The 19,773-nt window shown below is 39.1% G+C and carries 19 protein-coding genes; 8 read left to right on the top strand and 11 right to left on the bottom strand.

Annotated elements, in window-relative coordinates:
- Window positions 1-50 precede the first annotated feature (50 nt).
- Window positions 51-734 (bottom strand): type 1 glutamine amidotransferase domain-containing protein, encoded by a 684-nt coding sequence (locus AC5NT5_RS12320; RefSeq protein WP_024597040.1) that lies wholly within the window; start codon window positions 732-734, stop codon window positions 51-53.
- A 157-nt stretch (window positions 735-891) separates the two neighbouring features.
- On the opposite strand from AC5NT5_RS12320, the gene AC5NT5_RS12315 reads away from it, so the two are divergent.
- Window positions 892-1,815: a LysR family transcriptional regulator gene (locus AC5NT5_RS12315; protein ID WP_024597041.1), complete on the top strand. Its 924-nt coding sequence runs from the start codon at window positions 892-894 to the stop codon at window positions 1,813-1,815.
- Between the two features lie 19 nt (window positions 1,816-1,834).
- Here AC5NT5_RS12315 and AC5NT5_RS12310 read toward each other — a convergent pair whose 3' ends face one another.
- The 5 genes from AC5NT5_RS12310 to AC5NT5_RS12290 all read right to left on the bottom strand — a co-directional run bounded on the left by AC5NT5_RS12310 (window position 1,835) and on the right by AC5NT5_RS12290 (window position 7,731).
- A complete protein-coding gene (locus tag AC5NT5_RS12310; protein ID WP_024597042.1) occupies window positions 1,835-2,569 on the bottom strand; it encodes a dienelactone hydrolase family protein in 735 nt (244 codons plus the stop codon).
- 245 nt (window positions 2,570-2,814) lie between these two features.
- Window positions 2,815-4,140, bottom strand: a complete 1,326-nt coding sequence (locus tag AC5NT5_RS12305) for a glycerophosphodiester phosphodiesterase family protein (protein WP_494514015.1) — start codon at window positions 4,138-4,140, stop codon at window positions 2,815-2,817.
- 69 nt (window positions 4,141-4,209) lie between these two features.
- The gene (locus AC5NT5_RS12300) at window positions 4,210-5,061 is read right to left on the bottom strand and encodes a carboxylate/amino acid/amine transporter (RefSeq protein ID WP_494514016.1); all 852 of its coding nucleotides are present in this window, start codon (window positions 5,059-5,061) and stop codon (window positions 4,210-4,212) included.
- Between the two features lie 114 nt (window positions 5,062-5,175).
- Window positions 5,176-7,311 (bottom strand): M3 family metallopeptidase, encoded by a 2,136-nt coding sequence (locus tag AC5NT5_RS12295; RefSeq protein ID WP_494514017.1) that lies wholly within the window; start codon window positions 7,309-7,311, stop codon window positions 5,176-5,178.
- A gap of 213 nt (window positions 7,312-7,524) precedes the next feature.
- Entirely contained in the window at window positions 7,525-7,731 is a 207-nt protein-coding gene (locus AC5NT5_RS12290) for a hypothetical protein (protein ID WP_002958182.1), read from the bottom strand.
- A gap of 196 nt (window positions 7,732-7,927) precedes the next feature.
- Between AC5NT5_RS12290 and AC5NT5_RS12285 the strand changes: the two genes are divergently transcribed.
- From AC5NT5_RS12285 to yegD, 6 genes are all read left to right on the top strand, one after another.
- On the top strand, window positions 7,928-8,788 hold the full coding sequence (locus AC5NT5_RS12285) for a mechanosensitive ion channel family protein (protein WP_002958183.1): 861 nt from the start codon (window positions 7,928-7,930) through the stop codon (window positions 8,786-8,788).
- Between the two features lie 415 nt (window positions 8,789-9,203).
- Window positions 9,204-11,489, top strand: coding sequence for a TonB-dependent receptor (locus AC5NT5_RS12280; protein WP_182670867.1), 2,286 nt, complete (start codon window positions 9,204-9,206; stop codon window positions 11,487-11,489).
- 105 nt (window positions 11,490-11,594) lie between these two features.
- Window positions 11,595-11,894 carry a hypothetical protein gene (locus AC5NT5_RS12275; protein ID WP_002958185.1) on the top strand — a complete coding sequence of 100 codons (300 nt, stop codon included), beginning with the start codon at window positions 11,595-11,597 and terminating at the stop codon, window positions 11,892-11,894.
- 76 nt (window positions 11,895-11,970) lie between these two features.
- Window positions 11,971-12,627, top strand: a complete 657-nt coding sequence (locus AC5NT5_RS12270; RefSeq protein ID WP_494514018.1) for an HAD family hydrolase — start codon at window positions 11,971-11,973, stop codon at window positions 12,625-12,627.
- A gap of 33 nt (window positions 12,628-12,660) precedes the next feature.
- Window positions 12,661-13,503, top strand: coding sequence for a DNA ligase (locus AC5NT5_RS12265; RefSeq protein WP_494514019.1), 843 nt, complete (start codon window positions 12,661-12,663; stop codon window positions 13,501-13,503).
- Between the two features lie 62 nt (window positions 13,504-13,565).
- Window positions 13,566-14,930 (top strand): molecular chaperone, encoded by a 1,365-nt coding sequence (gene yegD / locus AC5NT5_RS12260; protein ID WP_494514020.1) that lies wholly within the window; start codon window positions 13,566-13,568, stop codon window positions 14,928-14,930.
- Between the two features lie 19 nt (window positions 14,931-14,949).
- Here yegD and AC5NT5_RS12255 read toward each other — a convergent pair whose 3' ends face one another.
- The 3 genes from AC5NT5_RS12255 to AC5NT5_RS12245 form a co-directional block, all read right to left on the bottom strand.
- The gene (locus AC5NT5_RS12255) at window positions 14,950-15,414 is read right to left on the bottom strand and encodes a methylglyoxal synthase (RefSeq protein WP_149594245.1); all 465 of its coding nucleotides are present in this window, start codon (window positions 15,412-15,414) and stop codon (window positions 14,950-14,952) included.
- Window positions 15,415-15,480: 66 nt separating this feature from the next.
- The gene (locus tag AC5NT5_RS12250) at window positions 15,481-16,125 is read right to left on the bottom strand and encodes a LysE family translocator (RefSeq protein WP_182682240.1); all 645 of its coding nucleotides are present in this window, start codon (window positions 16,123-16,125) and stop codon (window positions 15,481-15,483) included.
- On the bottom strand, window positions 16,122-17,399 hold the full coding sequence (locus tag AC5NT5_RS12245; protein WP_494514021.1) for a multidrug effflux MFS transporter: 1,278 nt from the start codon (window positions 17,397-17,399) through the stop codon (window positions 16,122-16,124). The genes AC5NT5_RS12250 and AC5NT5_RS12245 overlap by 4 nt, the downstream gene beginning before the upstream one ends.
- Before the next feature lie 105 nt (window positions 17,400-17,504).
- On the opposite strand from AC5NT5_RS12245, the gene AC5NT5_RS12240 reads away from it, so the two are divergent.
- Window positions 17,505-17,978, top strand: a complete 474-nt coding sequence (locus AC5NT5_RS12240) for a hotdog fold domain-containing protein (protein WP_024595671.1) — start codon at window positions 17,505-17,507, stop codon at window positions 17,976-17,978.
- A gap of 21 nt (window positions 17,979-17,999) precedes the next feature.
- Here the strand turns inward: AC5NT5_RS12240 and AC5NT5_RS12235 are convergent, their stop codons facing one another.
- Window positions 18,000-18,482, bottom strand: a complete 483-nt coding sequence (locus tag AC5NT5_RS12235) for a bactofilin family protein (RefSeq protein ID WP_002958196.1) — start codon at window positions 18,480-18,482, stop codon at window positions 18,000-18,002.
- Entirely contained in the window at window positions 18,472-19,635 is a 1,164-nt protein-coding gene (locus AC5NT5_RS12230) for a M23 family metallopeptidase (protein ID WP_182670874.1), read from the bottom strand. The genes AC5NT5_RS12235 and AC5NT5_RS12230 overlap by 11 nt, the downstream gene beginning before the upstream one ends.
- Between the last annotated feature and the right edge of the window lie 138 nt (window positions 19,636-19,773).

Here is a 19,773-nt window from a genome sequence, read left to right as displayed (position 1 = left end):
AAAAAAGCACAGCATAAAATGCTGTGCTTAATTTTAATTATTACTCACTATTAACCTAATTTAGTTAATAGTTTTTTTGCAGCTAGTTCAGAGCTTGCTGGGTTTTGGCCGGTAATTACTAAACCGTCTTCTAGTGCTAATACACCCCAGTCGTCAGTTTTTTGATAATCGCCACCTTTTTTGATTAGCTCGTCTTCAACTAAAAATGGCACGATATCGGTAAGTTGCACTGCAGCTTCTTCAGAGTTAGTAAAACCAGTTACTTTTTTACCCGCTACTAGTGCATTGCCATCGGCATCTTTAACATTTAAAAATGCAGCACTTGCATGACATACCGCAGCAACAGGTTTTTGCTCTTTTACAAAGCTTTCGATAAGAGAGATTGAATCTGTGTTGTCAACCAAGTCCCATAATGGGCCGTGGCCGCCTGGGTAAAATACAGCGTCAAAATCGCTAGATTTTACTTCACTCAACACTTTAGTGTTTGCCATTAATGTTTGCGCCGCGCTATCGGCGTCGTAACGTTTTGTTGCATCTGTTTGAAAATCGGCAAGTGTACTTGTCGGATCAATGGGTGGTTGGCCGCCAGCTGGAGACGCTAATGTTACTTCAACGCCTGCATCAACGAAGGCGTAATAAGGGGCTGCAAATTCTTCTACCCAAAAACCTGTTTTTTCGCCAGTGTTACCAAGTTCTGCGTGAGATGTAAGAACCATAAGTACTTTTTTAGACATTGAATATATTCCTTCTGATGATTTGAATTAGTTTATCTTGCTTACCAATTACTATATGCACTAACACTGCTTTAAACAACGATGATAAATTTAACTTTATTGGTTTAATAATTGATACAATAAAAAGGTTGAATTTAAAACACACTACGGAGCATTTATGAAAGTGTCGTTTGAGCAGTTAAAGAGCATGGTTGTATTTGCACAAATTGTAGAGCAGGGCAGCTTAACCGCTGCTGCCAAACAGCTAGGGCTTACGCGAGCAGTTGCAAGTTATCATTTAAAAAAATTAGAAACGCAGCTTGAAGTTACTTTACTAAATCGCTCAACCCGTACCATGGCGCTCACTGAAGCGGGCATTGCTTATTATGAGCGTTGTAGAATAATTACCGAACAAGCTAATGCGGCTAATCAGCAAATAGAAAATATAAAGAGCGAGCCACAAGGTTTACTTAAAATTAGTTGCCCAGTAAATGTGGGAATGCAGTTAATTGTGCCTGCAATAAATACGTTTAAGCGCCAATATCCTAAAATTCAAATAGACTTACAGCTTACTGACGATGTGGTTGATATTATTAAAAATGGGTTTGATTTTGCAATTAGGGGCGTGGCACTGAGTGACTCCAACTTGCAGGCAACCAAGCTGACTACAATGAGCACTTGTATTTGTGGCGCGCCGGAATACTTTGCACATTTTGGTAAACCTAAAACGCCTTTAGAGCTAGCAGAGCACCAATGGGTCGTTTATCAATTGGGCAGTAAAACATTAACACTTCAAAAAGATGGCAAAAAACACGATATTACAATGCAAGGCGCCTTAAGCACCAATAATGCCGCTGCTCGTACTGCTTTTGTTGAAGCAGGGCATGGCATTGGGCGTATTCCGCTTTACGATGCGTGGCCAAAAGTGCAAGCTGGACTGCTTGAAATAATATTAGATGATTATAAAAGCAAAGATATTGAGCTTTACGGGGTATTTCCGCCAGGGGCTGCGGGCTCTAAAAAGCTACGATTGTTTATTGATTACTTAAAAGCATACTTTGTAAAACAGCATACCGCTTTAGGTATGCTGAAAAGTACTTAATGAGTAGTTTTTACAGCATTTATAAAGTTCGGCTAAATAATGCCACCGCTTGTTGATACATATTTATCGCAAGGGCTGCATCGTATCGCTCACCTTCATCACGCATAAAGGCATGCTGTGCGTTAACTTCCTGCCACTGGTAATTGATGCCTGTGCTTACGCATTGCTGGTATATTTTAGCGCGGCCTTCTTTTGGCACATGCGGGTCTTGTTTGCCCCATATAAAGTGAATTTCGCCTTGTATATCAGCCATACGCTCGAATGAGTTATTTCCAGGTTGCGCAGGTAATGTATTGCTGTGAATATCAGTTGCGTATAAACAAAAAGCCGCATTAATTTCAGGATTTAGTGCCGCTCTGTAAGCTAAGTGACCGCCAATACATACGCCCATTGCGCCGACGGAGCCTGTGCAATAGCTTTGTAATCTAATGAAGTCGATCATAGTTTGTGTGTCACTGTCGTGGTGCTCAAGTGGCTTTGCCCACTTGTCGGCATTGCCTTTGTCTTTACCTGTATCATCATAAGCAAGCACAGTGCCTATAGGGTTTAACTCATGAAACACTTCAGGCACTAACACTACAAAGCCATGGCTTGCTAAAATAGCTGCGCTGCGTGCGATGGGGGCAGTTTGCTGAAATATTTCAGAATAAAAAATGATAGCAGGGAACTGTCCTTGCGCTTGAGGGCGATATACAGTTGTTCGCATTAAACCTGTCGGTGTTGGCAAGTCAGCATTATGTTGTTGGATTATCATAAAAAGCGCTCAGTAAAATAAAATTATATATGCTGATATGGTAACTGAGCGCGATAAAATATACGACTTTTGTCGTTGAGTATTTATACCAACCTGCATAAATCTTTGATCAATTTAACGAATTAAATTTCACTACAACGTCGTTAAAAATTTTTTATTTAGAACAACTAGATAAAAAAATTTTTGCCTAGTTCTAGCGTAATTTTCTTAACGTTAAATAGACCCCATATATAAGCAGATTGGTATTAAATACTTGCAGGCATTTTATTACAACTGGCGTAGTAACTTACCGTAGCCGGCCAATCTGAAAAAATACCCATTACCCCCACGTCCTTTGCGAGTACGTCGACTACTGTCATCATGTCGCCATCGTTATCTATAACATCAGCAATTGATTGATAGTAATAACCTCCACCTTCATTAAGCGGGCCCGAGCGCTCAAGGCTCCATGCAATAAGCTTTAAACCTGCTGCTTTTGCGTCAATAGCGTATTGCGATGGCACAATATTACTTTCGTTATCTATTGTTAGCATCATCCAAATTGGAGGAGCTAAAATTTTCACCCCATCAGCCACTAACTCATCCATACCCGGTTGCCATGTTTGTGGGTTACTTGGATCAAATCCGGCTTCACTGTCACGTCCATCTAGGTAAACGCTTTTATCTGCAAAGTCAGGGTTATTGTTAATCCAGTACTTTACGTCTTCAAGGTTAAATGATTGCGGATAAACTTTTGAGGCTGGCACACCCATTTGCGTGTACTCGTCTAGCATTTTTTGCGCATATTGTTCTTGCGTCATTCCATCAAATGGCATACTTACTTGTGGCGATTTTAGCTCTGGTGTCATTTTTACACCTAGCTCATTAAACAGTGCAATGCTTTGTTTATGGGTCATCAATGTGCCGTTGGTGGCATATAAATCAGTGCGCCAACTTGGTGTGCCATCCATGTAATCGGCAACAGTCGTTGCATTAGTGTTTGCACCATCCATTTTACCTTCAAGGGTTAAAAACTCCGCTAAGCTTATATCGCTGGTACAACATTTAGCTGATGCGGCAATACCATTAGCAGAGTCGGCTGGTGTAAATGGCACACTGCATTTAGCTGCAAGTTCAGGAATAGCTAAAATATTAGTTGTGGTATGTAAATCGCATTGAGAGTGGCGACAAACAAGCTCTTTGTCGTTTGTAAATGTAACATCGCATTCAACAATGCCAGCGCCCATTCTCGCTGCCGCAATGTAGGCTTCTTTAGTGTGTTCGGGGTATTGCATTGATGCACCGCGATGACCAATAGAAAAATCGGTGCGGTAAAAAGGACCTTCGCTGCATGACTCTAATTTTGTTTTTAGTGTGCTTTGCGCCATATCGTTAATTAAATAGTCAGGGCGAGTCCCTAGCTGAATATTTACTCCTTCAGCAACCTCTACAACAATGGGCGTAGGTACTTCAACAATTTCCACTTCGGTGTTGGTAACAACCACTTCTTTTTCTACTATTTCTACATCATCGTCGCAGCCTGCAAGTGTGGCTAACAATATACAGCTTGTAAGTAAGGTAATACGTTTCATTGTTTATCCTTAAAAAGTAAAATTTGTACTACCTTAATGATTATTAATGACAATTTTGCTACAAGCTTATTAATTTACTTTTTTATTAAGCATTTGATTGACCAATAATGCACCTAACATTATAGCAGCCCCAATACTTAACCGAACTATATCGGCATCTCTGTTCCAGATCAGCACGTTAATTATAATCCCAGCTGGAATAAGCAAGTTATTCATAACTGCCAAAGCACCTACGTTGACAAGGGTTGCGCCTTTATTCCACATAAAGTAACCAAGTCCTGATGCAACCAACCCTAAATAAATTAGTATGCCCCACTGTGTGAAAGTGGTTGGTAATTTGTTTGAGTTACCAAATAATGCATAGCAAATTGTGGCAATAATAAGTGCGCCTATAAAAAACCATCCAAATACGGCTTTGTCATCAAGCTGATTGTTATTCATTAAGCGTTTGTAGGTAACTTGGCCTACAGCAAAACTTATATTCGCCCCTTGAACGATTAATAAGCCGATTATGAAGTCGCTATTTAGGTTTTCGTAACGAATAGTAATTGCACCGATTACAGCAATAAGTGCGACTAAAAAAAAGCGTGGGTTAAAGCATCTGTTCAATCCATCATTTAGCAGGGTAATGTACAAAGGAGTCATTACAGTAAATAGCAGAACTTCGGGAACGGTTAAAAATAAAAATGAGTGGTAGTAAAAGCTATACATAACACCAAGTTGTATAGCGCCAATCAGCATAAGCTTTAAGGCTAAAGGTTTAGGCGTTTGTTTGAGCTTTAAAAAAGGTAAAAAAATCAGTGTTGCCAGTGCTATGCGTATTAATACGCTAAACCAAGCGTCAACTTGGCCTGCTAAATACACACCAATTAAACTAAACGAAAACGCCCAAAGCAAAGTGACTGCAAATAAGTACTGCATAACCATCATCTTTTAATAAATATTGAGCTAAGTTTATCTGTTATATGTGAGGGTATAAACAATAAAAGCCCGCAAGCGGGCTTTTATAAAAGTGAGCTCAATAAATTAAGTTATTTACTCAACTAAACCACGGCGCTTAAGTAATGCGTCGGTAGTTGGTTTTTGACCTCTAAACTCAATGTAACTTTGCATTAAGTCACGGCTGTTACCTTTAGATAGGATTTCTTTACGGAACTTATCACCATTTTTACGTGTTAAGCCGCCGTTGTTTTCCATGTGTGCAAAGGCATCGGCTGCAAATACTTCAGTCCAAAGGTATGCGTAGTAACCCGCAGAGTAACCACCGGCAAATGTATGGCTAAAGTAGTTTGATTTATAACGCGGTGGTACAGGGTAGTAATCAATACCGTGTGCTTTTAGCGCATCGCTTTCAAACTTTTGAACATCAGTAATTTTTTTATCTGAGCCAAACGAGTGCCATTCCATATCAAGTAAAGCAGCTGCTAAATATTCAGTGGTACCAAAACCTTGGTTGAATTTTTGCGATGCAAGTACTTTATCAAGTAAAGCTTGTGGAATTGGCTCACCTGTTTTGTAGTGTTTGGCGTAGTTAGCAAGTACCGTAGGTTCAATCATCCAATCTTCATTCGCTTGCGACGGAAACTCAACAAAGTCACGCGCTGTAGCAGTACCCGCTAAGCTTGGGTATTTAACGTCAGAGAATAAACCGTGCGCCGCATGACCAAACTCATGGAACATAGTTGACACTTCGTCAAACGTCATTAACGTTGGCTCGCCTGCAGCAGGTTTTGGAATGTTCTGCGCATTGTAAATAACTGGTTTAGTGCCTTTTAAGCCGCTTTGACTTACGTAAGCGCTCATCCATGCACCGCCACGCTTACCTTCACGTGCGTATGGGTCTAAGTAAAATAAACCGATGGCGCTGCCGTCAGCGTTAAATACTTCGTAGGCTGTAACATCTTCATGATAAACCGGTAAGTCTTTACGCTCTTTAAATGTAATACCGTATAGCTTATTCATCGCAAAGAATAAACCATCGTGAATTACAGAATCCATTTCAAAGTAAGGCTTAACAAGGGCAGGATCTAAGTCGTACTTTTCAGCACGTACTTTTTCTGCGTAAAAAGCCCAATCCCATGGTTTAAGCTCAAAGCTTTCACCTGAATCGTTAATTACTTTTTGAATAGCAGCTGCTTCAATTTTAGCTTTTTCAACTGCTTTTGGTGCTAGATCATCTAAAATGCCATACACGTTGTCAGTTGTTTGTGCCATACGCGAAGTCATTACATACGATGCCCAATCTTTAAACCCTAGTAGCTCTGCTTTTTGAGCGCGTAGGTTTGTTTCTTCAATAATAATTGGGCCGTTAGTTTTTGCTGCACGGTTAGCAGAGGCTTTAAATATTTGCTCACGTAGGTCGCGGTTTTCAAGGCTTGATAAAATTGGCTGTTGAGTCGTATTTACTAGCGTGATCATGTAGCCGTCTTTACCTGCTTTTTTAGCAGCGGACGCAAGACCTGCAATTTCACCTTCAGAAAGGCCAGCAAGTTTAGATTTATCGGTAACTACAATGACATCTTCTTTAAACGATTTTAAAATGTTTTGAGAAAACGCAGTAGAAAGCTCTGCAAGTTGTGAGTTGATTTCACGCATTTTTGCTTTTTCAGCGTCATTTAATTTAGCGCCTGCTTTTACAAATTGCTTATAGTAAAAATCCACAAGGCGTTGATCTTCAGCATTAAGCGAGTCTTTGTTGTCGTAAATAGTTTGTACGCGCTTGAATAATGCACCATTTAAGTAAATGTCGTCAGAGTGAGCTGATAATACCGGCGCCATTTTTTTACTTATACGCTGGTATTCGTCATCAGAAATCAAACCTGAAAGGTTATAAAAAGCAGCTGATACACGATTTAGTAGCTCGCCAGACATTTCCATTTCAACTAATGTATTTTTAAAAGTTGCAGGAGCTGGGTTGTTAGCAATAGCTTGTATTTGCGCAGTATGCTGAGCAATACCAGCATCAAAGCCGGCTTCGTAGTCTTTTGTACCAAACTTATCAAACTCAGGTGCCATGTATTGTAATGGACTTGGTTTGAATAAAACATTGTTTGCGTTCATGTCTTGCACTTGTGCTGCGCTCTCTTTTGCCATGTCTTGAGGTTCGTTAGAAGAACAAGCCGATAGAATTAGGGCACTAGCAATAGTAGTGGCGATCAGGGTTTTACGCATAATAACTCCATAAAAAGATTAGCCGAAATAGGCTTTGCGAGTCGAAAAACCTAGTTAACTTATCAAATTTGTGGGTTTATACAATAAAGTTTATCGGTATTAAGGGGGATTTGAACGCAAATTAGCTAATAATTAGTATTAAGGTGGGTAAAAGTAGCTCTAAAATTAAACGTTAAAGCTACTTAATTATACGATTGTGTGCTTGAGAGGGGGTTAGTTATAACCTAAAACAAATTTTTTCTCTGAGCCAAAGCTATTAGATTGCTGCCCAAACTCTTTATTAATAGTTGCTAGAGTCTGCTCTTGTTCGGCCAGCAAGCACAAAACTTTATTTCGGTAATCTAGGCTGCTTTCAAACAATTTTAAATCTACCTGCGGCTGCAAAGTAGCGAGTCTTTGATTTAGAGTAAGTTGTGTCATATGTGATCTCCAGTGCTTGTACACTATTTATATAGCACTCGGTGCAATAAAGAGTTAATAAATTGTTTATAAAATTCATATTGAACTTATTAACTTGGCGTTTTAGTTATATTATGACGTGCTAAGCTTAGCGAAAACTGAACCACACTTATTTTTAGTGAACAAATAACAATCAAAAAAGATATTGGGAACACTTATGACCCTCGAACAAATTAATCAATACTTAGCCTTTGTAATATTCACTTATAACGATGTGAATATTACAGTAGCAAAAGTAATTCAAGTGCCACTTATATTGTTTGCTATGTGGTTTGTAGTCACACGTATTGGCAAGCTTATTAAAAAAACATTACTCGCTAAAAAAATAAGCCAAGACGCAGTGCATTTGTTTACTCGAATTTACTTTATTTTAAGTATTGCAATTTTAATTTTTACATCGCTTGAAGTGCTCAGCATCCCGCTTACGGCATTTGCTTTCGTATCCGGTGCAATAGCCATTGGTGTAGGTTTTGGTGCGCAAAATATTATTAATAACTTTATCAGCGGTTGGATATTGATGTGGGAGCGCCCAATTCGCATTGGTGACTTTTTAGAGGTAGGTAACGCAAAGGGCGTAGTTGAAACTATTAATACGCGTTCTACACGTATTCGCCGAAATGACGGCGTACATATGCTTATACCTAATTCTCAATTGCTCGAAAATACAGTAACAAACTGGACGCTGATAGATGGTAATGCACGCTCATCAGTCAGTGTCGGCGTTGCGTATGGTTCAGACGTTATACTGGTTAAAAAGCTTATCCAGCAAGTGCTTGATGATCATGATGCAATATTGGTTAATCCAAAGTCATCAGTGTTATTTGATGACTTTGCAGATAGCTCGCTTGTATTTAATGCTATTTTTTGGGTATGCGCCGAGTCTGAAACCATGCTTAGGAAAGTGCGCAGTGATATTCGTTTTAGTATTTATGCTGTATTTGAAGAGCATGATGTAGTGATTGCGTTTCCACAGCGCGATATTCATATAGATGGTGAAATTGCTTTTAAAAGGTCGTAGTTCTAATAAAAAAAGTCGCTTGCGGGTGACTTTTTTTATGAGTAACCATAACGTTTCTATTTTGGGTTAATATGTAAAGCAATCCATTTTTCCTACTTTACTTCGCGATCTTCAATAAAGGACATATGTCCTCATTATTAGGTTTTTGCATCTAAATATTGATAAAAATACGTAATCTTGTAGTTAAATGTTGCAAAAAAGTTTCCATTTATGTTCATATTTATGCAGTAAAATTATTACACAATGGTATAATCTTAATCGTTCGTTCAGCCTTGTTACTCCGTTTTGTACTCTCGGTGATGAGGTCCGCGCGCCATATAGCAAGTCGCGAAAAATTGTACGAGCCCGCAATGAATACATTGCGCAACACAAAAAACCGTTGAACAAGAGTGCATACTAAAGGTTAATACCCGACATGAAATCATTAAAGAAATCTGCAATAGCGACAATTATTAACGCTGCACTACTATCTGCTGCTGGCACATCTATTTCAGCATTCGCCGCTGAAGAAGAAACGGCTAAAAAAAGCAATCAACTAGAAGTTATTCAAGTTACCGCCCGTAAACGCGTAGAAAATGCACAAGAAGTACCTGTAGCTGTATCTGCATTACAAGGTGATAACCTTGATGCATATAGCTCTGCAGGTATGGATATTCGCTTTTTAAATGCGAAAATTCCAAGTTTATCTATTGAGTCTTCATTTGGTCGTTCATTCCCACGCTTTTACGTTCGTGGTTTAGGTAATACCGATTTCGATTTGAATGCATCACAACCAGTATCACTTGTTGTTGATGAAGTAGTTCAAGAAAATGCAATTTTAAAAGGTTTCCCAGTATTTGATGTTGAACGCGTAGAAGTATTACGTGGTCCTCAAGGAACGCTATTTGGCCGTAACACGCCAGCTGGCCTTGTTAAGTTTGATACTGTTAAACCAAGCCAAGAATTTGATGGTTATGGCTCTGTTTCATACGGTAGCCGTGGTGCTGTAGATACAAGTGGTGCTGTAGGTGGTGCTTTAACTGACCGTTTATCTGCTCGTGTTTCATTATTATGGCAAGACAAAGACGATTACATTGATAACCAAGCTCCAGGCTTTGAAGCTAAAGATGAGCAAGGTGGTTACACTGAAAAAGCGGCACGCGTTCAGTTTTTATATGAAGGCGATGATTTTACTGCTTTATTAAACTATCACACACGTGACTTAGATGGCTCACCAATTGCATTTCGTGCAAATGTAATTAAAGCGGGTACTAATGAGCTAGTAGATAACTACGAAAATGATGTTGTTTATCAAGATGCGGCATCTCGCTCTACTCAACAAGTAGAATCGGAAGGTGCAAGCTTAAAGCTTGAGTGGGAACTTAAAAACCACACAATCACTTCTATTTCTGCATGGGAAAGTGCTGAAATATATTCGCGCGCTGATATTGACGGCGGTTACGGCGGCTTCTCAATAGATGACGTTCCAGTTGCTATGGGACCTGGTTTTATTCCTTTCTCTTCAGAAAGTGCTGATGGCATTCCAGATCACAACCAGTTGACACAAGAACTACGTTTATCTAGTAACTTTGATGGTGACTTAAATTATCAAGTAGGTGTATTTTACTTTGATGAAGAACTAACGATTGAAAACTTTAGTTATGACACTTCAAATAATGGTGTTTTAAATGGTTATGTTCGCCAACAACAAGACACAACTGCATGGGCTGTATTTGGTTCTGTAGATTATACTTTTTCAGATGATTTAAAAGTAACAGCGGGCCTTCGTTACTCTGATGATGATAAGGATTTTGTAGCTGATCGTACACTTAGCCCAATTGGCGGCGGTGCATTACTTGTAGAGCGTGATGTTAGTGACGACCATGTTAGCTGGGATTTATCTGCAAATTACAAAGTAAACGATGATGTTAACTGGTACGGCCGTGTAGCAAATAGCTTCCGCGCACCTAGTTTACAAGGTCGTATTTTATTTGGTGATGACGTAACAACAGCTGAATCAGAAACGGTAACATCGTACGAAACGGGTATTAAATCAGACGTGCTAGACGGCCAAGGTCGTGTAAATGCAACTGTGTTTTATTATACGATGGACGACCAACAGCTTACTGCTGTAGGCGGTGGTGCTAACTTTAACCGTTTAGTTAATGCTGATAAAACAACTGGCTATGGTTTTGAGTTAGATACGCAGTGGGTATTAAGCGATGAGTTTAATGCAACGTTTAACTTAAGCTACAATAAAACAGAAATTAAAGATAACGATTTAGCTGTGGCTGTTTGTGCACAATGTACGGTAACAGACCCGACTTTCCAAGTAGCAGGTGCGTTTGGTCCTGAAGATCGTGCAATACTTGATGGTAATAGCTTACCGCATGCTCCTGAGTGGATCTCTAACTTTACGCTTCGCTACACTAAAGAACTTGCCGATGGTAACTTCTTCGCAAGCGGTGATATTTCTTATCGCAGTAAAATCAACATGTTCCTTTACGAATCAGTAGAGTTTGAAGGTAAAGAGCTTATTGAAACAGGTCTTCGTACAGGTTACACATGGTCTGAAGGCGATTACGAATACGAAGTTGCTGCATTTGTTCGTAACTTATTTGACGAGCAACAAGTTATTGGCGCTGTAGATTTCAATAACAATACAGGTATTGTTAACGAAGAGCGTTATGTAGGTGCTGAATTTAAAGTTAACTTCTTCTAGAGATAACCTTAAATTATATTAATTTTTAAAAGCCTGCCTTGTGCAGGCTTTTATGTTTTTATAAAGCTGGTAAAGTAGCGTTAATTAATTTAAAGAGATAAAAAGATGGCTGGATTTTGGAATTACCGTGTAATTTTTTGTGAAGCAACGAAAGACGAAGCAGCGCAATATCAAATACATGAAGTAGAGTATAACCTAAATGGTAAAGTGACTAACTGGTCAGAAACTGGCGCAGCCCCTTTTGGAACAACCTTAGATGAGTTGAAAGATGACTCCGAGCGTTTAAAAACTGCATTTGATAAACCAGTACTTAAAGTTGTACGTAAAACGCGTGGCTACGAGCTTGTTGATGTTGAAACGGGTGAAGAAGCAACGGGTGAGCCGCCAGCAGGCTTAACGCAATAACTGTATTTATATAAAAGGTGCTTAAGGCGCCTTTTTTTATTGTTAAAATTTAGCTCAAGTTAAATAAGGAATGAGGATGACTTTAAAAGCAATATTATTTGATATGGATGGCACATTAGTTGATTCAGAAAGCATGCACTTTGTATGCTGGAGTAAATTACTTAAACCCTACGGTGTTAGTTATTTAGAAAATGATTTTTGCCAGCGCTTTTCGGGACGGCCCACTTTAGAAGCCGCAATCGAAATTAAGCAAGAGCATAACTTATCGGTAAGTGCACAGTTTTTAGCAGATGAAAAATATCGTTTATTTGGTGAATATGTAGTAACACATTTACCGCCACTGATGCCATTTACAGAGCAAACATTGAAAGCTGTAAAAGCGAGTGGCTTAAAAATGGCGCTAGTAACAGGCAGTGCTAAAAGTGAAGCCATGCCAATACTGAAAGGCTTAGGGTTTTATGAGCTGTTTAATACGGTGGTTACAAAAGATGATGTAACTAATCCTAAACCTGCAGGGGATCCATATTTACTGGCACTTGAGCAGATAAATATACAGGCAGGCAATGCAATTGCTGTTGAGGATACATTTACCGGCGTTACGGCGGCCAACAATGCTTTGTTACGTGTTGTAGCCATTGCCAATAGCCATACTAAAGATCACGACTTTAGCCAAGCTACCTATCAAATGAGCAACTTAGATGAGTTTTGGCAATGGGCGCAATCTCAACTATAGTTTAAGCCAACTTTTACATGCTTGGATGCGCCAATGTTTACTATTAAACACCTGCTTTTAATTGTTATTGTACTTTTTACGCAATGCATAAGTGCAGCACAACCGTCTGTTTTACTGGCTAAAGTATATGACGAAACTAAGCATTATGATGTAAGTAAATATTTAGTCAGTGAAAAATATGATGGCGTAAGAGCTATCTGGACCGGCACGGAGTTTGTCACTCGTAAGGGTAATATTATCAATGCGCCAAGTTGGTTTACAGCGCCATTGCCAAATGTATGGCTTGATGGTGAGCTGTGGACTAAACGTGAGCACTTTTCTGCGCTTAGTGGCATAGTCAGAACTAAAAAACCTAATAATCATGATTGGCAAACTATTACTTATAAAGTATTTGATATGCCAGATAAAAATCTGCCTTTTAGCACTCGCTATAAAAACTATAATGAGCTTATTACTAGCCTAAACTCGCCGCACATTAGTGCTGTAGTTCAATATAGCTTTACAAATAATGAGCAACTTACAGAGTATTTTGAGAACATAACTAAGCAGGGCGGCGAGGGCGTAATGCTTCATTTGGCCAGCGCGAAGCACAGCAATGGAAGAAGTAATGCATTACTAAAATTAAAACCTTATTTAGATGCAGAAGCGGTTGTAATTGCGCACTTACCAGGCAAAGGTAAATATCAAGGAATGTTAGGGGCATTAAGGGTAAAAACAGCGCAGGGGCAGGTATTTTCTATTGGTACTGGGTTTAATGATGCACAGCGCTCCATTCCACCGGAGATTGGTAGTACTGTAACGTACCGATTTCATGGCTTAACAAAAAATGGGTTACCGCGTTTTGCTAGTTTTTTACGGGTCAGAGATAGTTTATAACATTTATAAATTTTACAAAGTGTGCTAAATTGCGCGGCCTTTTTGGTAATGTGTGGTGAAGTATGTTTGTAGGTTTTGATTACGGTAGTTCTAATTGTGCTATGGGTGTAATGAGCGAGGGTAATGTTCAATTAGTACCGCTAGAGCAAGGAAAACATTACTTACCGTCTACACTTTACACTCATCACAGTGCGTTGGTTGTTGATTTTGTTGCTAAGCATTTACATGGCACAGCCCATGAGCATGACTTTTTAACGCAGCGCCAAGCATTATTAAATACCTTACCTCGTATTAAGTCAGACCTTGATTTACAACCTTCAGATGAAACCCTATTTATTGGTCGTGAAGCGATTAGCGAGTACGTGCAGTTTCCTGAAGAAGGCTATTTTGTTAAGTCTCCTAAATCATTTTTTGGTGCAACAGGTTTAAAGCAAGGTCAAATTAACTTTTTTGAAGATATCGCAACCGCGATGATCTTAAAAATTAAGCAACGCGCTGAGCTCTCTTTAGGTAAAACACTTATACAAACAGTGATTGGTCGCCCAGTAAACTTTCAAGCTGTGGGTGGCGAGCAATCAAATCAACAAGCGGTCGGTATTTTAGAGCGTGCTGCTAAACGTGCTGGTTTTAAAGACGTAGAGTTTTTATATGAGCCACTTGCTGCGGGTATCGACTACGAGAGTGATTTAACTCAGGATCAAAAAGTACTCGTTATTGATATTGGTGGTGGTACAAGTGACTGCTCATTTGTACAAATGGGCCCAAGCTTTAGAGGAAATAGTCAGCGCGATAGCGATTTTTTATCTCACAGTGGTAAACGTGTTGGCGGAAACGATTTAGATATTGCTTTGAGCTTTCATGGTTTAATGCCGTTATTGGGTTTAGGTAGTACGTTTAAATCGGGTTTGCCTTTGCCTAATCAAGCGTTTTGGCAAGCGTGTAAAATTAACGATGTAAACTTACAAAGCCAATTTTATAGTGAAAGTCATACCCGAGAGCTAAATGCACAATTACGTGATGTAAGTGCACCTGAACTTTATAAGCGTTTAATACATTTACAGCAAAACAAGCAAGGCCATCAGCTAGTGCAACAAGGTGAAGCGGCCAAAATAGCACTTTCATCAGCTAGTGCGTTTGATTGTGATTTAAGCTTTTTAGATAGTGGACTGAATAAAAATGTATCTGTAAGCGATTTAGCTGTTGCCGTTGAGAGTAGTATTAGCCAAATAGTTACTTTAGCAAAACAAGCAATCAGCGACGCTGCGACCACGCCAGACATTATTTACTTAACAGGTGGTAGTGCACAATCACCATTGATTAAAGCGGCTCTAAGTGAGCACTTAGGCGATATAAAAATGGTTAACGGGGATCACTTTGGTAGTGTAACCGCTGGCCTGACTAAATGGGCCAGCATGCTTTATAAGTAACCTAGATTACAGTTGAGGTTTAAAGATCTATTTGTCGGGTTGCGAGGTATTTTTCGTAATCTGGCAATGTACGTTCAAGCTCTACGTCCATAAGCGGTGAGCTTAATAACATATCTGCACTCACTTCATTACACGCCACCGGAATATTCCAAACAGCGGCTAAACGCAGCAGTGCTTTAACATCAGGGTCATGAGGCTGTGATGCTAATGGGTCCCAAAAAAATATTAAAACATGTATCTCATGTTCTGCTATTTTAGCGCCAAGTTGTTGATCGCCGCCCATAGGTCCACTTAAAAGCTGAACTACATCAAGCCCCGTGGTTTTTTGAATTAAATGCCCCGTAGTACCTGTGCCATATAAAGTGTGCTGACTTAGTATTTTTTTGTGTTTTTCACACCATAATTTTAATGCTGCTTTTTTACCATCGTGTGCCACTAAAGCAATATTTTTTTGTGCGGGAAGAGATTGTGTTTTTTGTTCCATGCTAATTCTTTTTATTGGTGAACCTAAACTCGGAAGAATAAATCTCTTAACCAAAGTGCAGGTTAGTTAAAATAATAGATTGATAGCAAGGGCAATAAATACAATGCCAGTGATCCTATCAATCCAAAGTTGGCTATTTGGGTTACGTCTAAAAAACTGTGCAATTTTGTCGCCAAAATAAATATACGTGCAGTCAATCGGAAAAGCAAAAAGAGGGTAAAGTAAGCCAAAAAACGCGAGCTGAAAAGTAGCCGATGAAAGCGTTGGATCTACAAATTGTGGAATAAATGCAATAAAGAATAATGCTACTTTAGGGTTTAATACTTCAGTCATCATGGCCTGAAACATGACATTATTTTTTTTACTGGTACTTATATGCGGTTTATCGGTTTGATTGTCATCAGATGTCGGCTCTGGCTGCTTTAGCGTGCCTTTAATCATCATAAACCCTAAATAGCATAAGTATGCTGCGCCTGTATATTGCACTGCGGCATAGGCACTAGGGGAAGCTTTCAGTACTGCGCTTAGGCCTACAACAGCAAATAGCGTATGAACAACTCCACCTAATGCAAAACCAAAAGCACTTTGCATACCAGCACTTCGACCATTAGCAAATGTTTGCGCCATCAAAAATGCATTTGATGGCCCAGGCGCTACTGCCATTAAAAAGCTGGCTAATAAAAATGAGACTAGAAAGTCAGGATTGATCATTGAGTACTTTTAGCCGGGTGTAAAGTATGTGCTTTTTTGCTCATTAAAATAAGCCAAAGCGGAACTAGCAATAATAAGTGAAAAGCAATCAACCACGGTGTGCTTAGCCCTAAATATTGGGTTAAAACAACAAGTATACTCGCGCCACTCATTTGCATAGCACCGAGTAATGCAGAGGCTGTGCCTGCTTGTTTAGGAAAGCTAGACAGAGACATTCCTGCAGCAGAGCCTAAACTTAAAGCAAACCCTAATGCAGCAATTAAGATAGGTAGCATAAGCGCAAATGCTGTTTCTATATGACTCAAGGCTAGCATTAAAATACCTGAGAAAACCAGTACACTCACACCGACACGCAAAGCACGTTGGCTATTTCGTTTAATGTAGGTTGGTAAAATAAAACTTGCGACAATACTTATTATGGCATTTAACGTAAACCAAAAAGTAAAGTCGGCTACTGTGCCGCCTAAATGCGTAATAAGCCAGCCTGGTGCGAGCGTTACATACACTAATATGGCCGACATTGAGACCATACAAATTAAGCTATTAAACAAAAATACCGGTGTTTTAATAATCGGTGTAAAGCGACGTAAATCTAAAATATGCCCCTGATAATGACTATCAGCAGGACGAGTTTCCCTAAAAAAGAATAGGGTAACAATAAGGCCCAAAATGGCAAACGCGGTTAAAAACATAAAGTTCATACGCCAGCCAAACTGTACGGTAAGCCAAGCCCCTAAAATAGGCGCCATTGCCGGAATAAAGCACACAATCCCATTAAGGTAGGTAATCATTTGTCCGCTTCGTTCACTACCATATTTATCACGTACTATCGCAAATGCGACAACAAATGTGGCACATGCCCCAAAACCCTGAAAAGCACGTGCTATCAGCAATATCTCAAAAGAAGGCGAGTAGTATGCGAGTAATGCTGAGCTTGCATACAAACTAATGCCCACTACTGCCACTGGTTTTCGACCAAATTTATCGGCCAAAGGGCCCGCAATCAATTGGCCTAGACCTACTGTTAGCATAAAAATAGCAACGGTTTGCTGTACTTGTTGTTCAGTAACTGCAAATTGTTCTGCAATAGTAGGGAAAGCAGGTAGGTAAATATCGATTGCCATAGGGCAAAATATAACGAGTAACGCTAAGATAAGTAACAAAGTCATATTAGGTTTAGCGGGCTGTGTTTGCATTGAGTCTCCTTTTGTCGAGTATTTTAGGTGGGCACTCATAAAAAAGAAAGGGCTTATGACCCCTGTATAGGTCGTCATTCTTACTTTTTGATTGGATTAAGTGAAAAAGCCAGCATAAATGCACTTTTTAAAACTGGTCTGATGTGTTAATTTTAAAAAAGTAACTGTTGATGGAAAATAATAATGAGTAATAAATCTGCACTTGTACAAACATGGCATAAATTTAAGCGCCTACCTTTTGGGAATTGGCTTTTTACTAAAGCTGTTTGCTTTAAAGCGCCATATTTTGGTTCGATGAAACCTTACGTACTCGATTTGAGAGAGGGCCATTGTAGTGCGGTGGTTAAAAACCGCCGAAGCGTTCATAATCATATTGGAACTATTCATGCTATTGCGCAGTGTAACTTAGCTGAATTGTGTGCAGGTGTAATGGTTGATGCAACAGTGCCAGTTAAAACGCATCGTTGGATCCCAAAAGGGATGACAGTTAGGTATTTGGCTAAAGTAGATACAGATGTACGAGCAGTCGCTGAAATTGATTTACCACATAAGTGGATTGATAAAGAAGACTTAGTAGTACCGGTTAAACTGTATAATACCCGCAATGAGCTTGTTTTCACTGCAGATATTACTATGTACATTACTGAGAAAAATTAATTTACGTAAAGCTAATTTGACTTAGCTTTTATCAGCGGCTTGTTTATTTACAAATGATAAGTCGCTGCCATCTTCTTTCAATAATGCTTTAACTTCTTTTGCGGGTTTTAGTTCTTTCGAAATTAGTTCCGGCTCTTCTTTTTCAAAGCGTTGCTTTAAACTGCCTTCAATTACTGCCCCTGCATCAATACTCAATGTATCGTGAAATACATCGCCATGAACATGAGCGCCACTTTGTACTTTTACTTCACTGGCATTAATTGACCCAATAACTTTACCTTTAACAATAACGCTTTTAGCTTCAACAATACCTTCAACAACTCCCGCTGAGCCAATAACTAAATGCTCCACTTTTATGTCACCATCAATACGGCCATCAAGCTGTACTTCACCTTGACTAACTAAAGTGCCTGTAAGGCGTACGTCTTCAGAAATAATAGACGGTGTGTGATTCACTCTTTTTAAATTAGAGCTAACTGTTTTTTGTTTTTTTCTACCAAACACGAGAAAGCGCCTTTGTTATTTTTAGAGGATTGACTTGTTTACCATTAAGTAATACTTCGTAGTGTAAATGCGTGCCTGTGCTTCGGCCGGTGCTGCCCATTAGGCCGATTACATCATGTTTAGTGATTGATTGACCTTTCTTTACTTTAATTTTATTTAAGTGTCCAAACCGAGTCACTAAGCCATTTTTATGTTCAAGCTCAATAAAGTTACCATAACCACCATTACGACCGGCACGAAGCACTACAGCGTCTGCTGGAGCGAATATTTCGGTTTTATGCCAACCGGCTAAATCAATTCCTTTATGAAAGGCATGATTACTATTCATGGGATCTTTTCTAAGGCCAAAATTACTCGAAATATAGTATTTAGCTTTAGCTAAAGGCAGGGTATTTGGTAGCTCAGTTAAAAAGTTTTCTAAATTATTTAATATTAATAACTTATCAACGATGGCTAAAAAGTGGCTCGGAATTTTTGTTTCGTTAAATATATCAAGTGGCCCACCTTGCGCAGTTGTCTGGGCGCTTAATATTAGGTGTTGCTCAAGCGCAGACTCAATTCCTGCGCCTTTGACCATAGCTAAAATGGCTTGGTGACGTTCACTAATTTGGTTATCTAAATAGGTAAAGCTTTGCTCATACTGATTATTTAAGTTGGCCACTCTTGTTGCGAATGTGATTGGAGCGATTAACTGTGATTGTTTACCTTTTTGATTTTCATCGACTAATGGCTCATGAAATTCATTGCCATTTTCATTAATTGGTACATCAAGTTCTGTATCAAGCTTAATAACATCTTTGCTAATTGAGGCAGGAAGGGATTCTATCATGCTTTGCAGTAGCGCCTGCTTTTGTTCAAGTATTGCAAGTTGCTCTAGCTGCGTTGCTTGAAGGGCTTGTTGCTCACTGACTTTTTGTTGCCACAGCGTTTGCTCGGTTATTTGATTTTGTTCTATGTCAGATATTTTATTTGTTTGTGTATAAACACGAAAGCTTGAAATACTCAGCCAAATAAAAGTGGCTAAAATAAGCGATGCTACAAGAAGTTGAAACCAAGAGGCTAAAACAACATGTTTAACTTCGCCATTTTGACGAATAAGTAGTTGACGAGCAGGGAAAAATTTATGATAAAAAGACTTTATAAATACTGACATGGCATATAAACACTGGCTATTAACCGAATTAAGATAGCAATTTTAGTTAAAAAAGCTAGAAAAAAATTGTAACTGTTCAAAAATTAATAAAAAAGGGCTGCTTTTAGTAAGCAGCCCTTTTAATAAATTTTTTAATAT

Source organism: Pseudoalteromonas sp. J2K-J599, assembly GCF_059295115.2.
Note: the sequence above shows the minus strand (reverse complement) of the source record. Positions and strands in the feature narration are given on the sequence as shown.

Excerpts from the sequence above, each read along its gene's own strand:
- AC5NT5_RS12295 (WP_494514017.1), bottom strand. The coding sequence starts at position 7,311 with ATGCGTAAAACCCTGATCGCCACTACTATTGCTAGTGCCCTAATTCTA.
- AC5NT5_RS12240 (WP_024595671.1), top strand. The coding sequence starts at position 17,505 with ATGAGTAATAAATCTGCACTTGTACAAACATGGCATAAATTTAAGCGC.
- AC5NT5_RS12250 (WP_182682240.1), bottom strand. The coding sequence starts at position 16,125 with ATGATCAATCCTGACTTTCTAGTCTCATTTTTATTAGCCAGCTTTTTA.
- yegD (WP_494514020.1), top strand. The coding sequence starts at position 13,566 with ATGTTTGTAGGTTTTGATTACGGTAGTTCTAATTGTGCTATGGGTGTA.
- AC5NT5_RS12275 (WP_002958185.1), top strand. The coding sequence starts at position 11,595 with ATGGCTGGATTTTGGAATTACCGTGTAATTTTTTGTGAAGCAACGAAA.
- AC5NT5_RS12315 (WP_024597041.1), top strand. The coding sequence starts at position 892 with ATGAAAGTGTCGTTTGAGCAGTTAAAGAGCATGGTTGTATTTGCACAA.
- AC5NT5_RS12320 (WP_024597040.1), bottom strand. The coding sequence starts at position 734 with ATGTCTAAAAAAGTACTTATGGTTCTTACATCTCACGCAGAACTTGGT.
- AC5NT5_RS12280 (WP_182670867.1), top strand. The coding sequence starts at position 9,204 with ATGAAATCATTAAAGAAATCTGCAATAGCGACAATTATTAACGCTGCA.
- AC5NT5_RS12305 (WP_494514015.1), bottom strand. The coding sequence starts at position 4,140 with ATGAAACGTATTACCTTACTTACAAGCTGTATATTGTTAGCCACACTT.
- AC5NT5_RS12285 (WP_002958183.1), top strand. The coding sequence starts at position 7,928 with ATGACCCTCGAACAAATTAATCAATACTTAGCCTTTGTAATATTCACT.
- AC5NT5_RS12255 (WP_149594245.1), bottom strand. The coding sequence starts at position 15,414 with ATGGAACAAAAAACACAATCTCTTCCCGCACAAAAAAATATTGCTTTA.
- AC5NT5_RS12290 (WP_002958182.1), bottom strand. The coding sequence starts at position 7,731 with ATGACACAACTTACTCTAAATCAAAGACTCGCTACTTTGCAGCCGCAG.
- AC5NT5_RS12300 (WP_494514016.1), bottom strand. The coding sequence starts at position 5,061 with ATGCAGTACTTATTTGCAGTCACTTTGCTTTGGGCGTTTTCGTTTAGT.
- AC5NT5_RS12265 (WP_494514019.1), top strand. The coding sequence starts at position 12,661 with ATGTTTACTATTAAACACCTGCTTTTAATTGTTATTGTACTTTTTACG.
- AC5NT5_RS12245 (WP_494514021.1), bottom strand. The coding sequence starts at position 17,399 with ATGACGACCTATACAGGGGTCATAAGCCCTTTCTTTTTTATGAGTGCC.
- AC5NT5_RS12230 (WP_182670874.1), bottom strand. The coding sequence starts at position 19,635 with ATGTCAGTATTTATAAAGTCTTTTTATCATAAATTTTTCCCTGCTCGT.
- AC5NT5_RS12310 (WP_024597042.1), bottom strand. The coding sequence starts at position 2,569 with ATGATAATCCAACAACATAATGCTGACTTGCCAACACCGACAGGTTTA.
- AC5NT5_RS12270 (WP_494514018.1), top strand. The coding sequence starts at position 11,971 with ATGACTTTAAAAGCAATATTATTTGATATGGATGGCACATTAGTTGAT.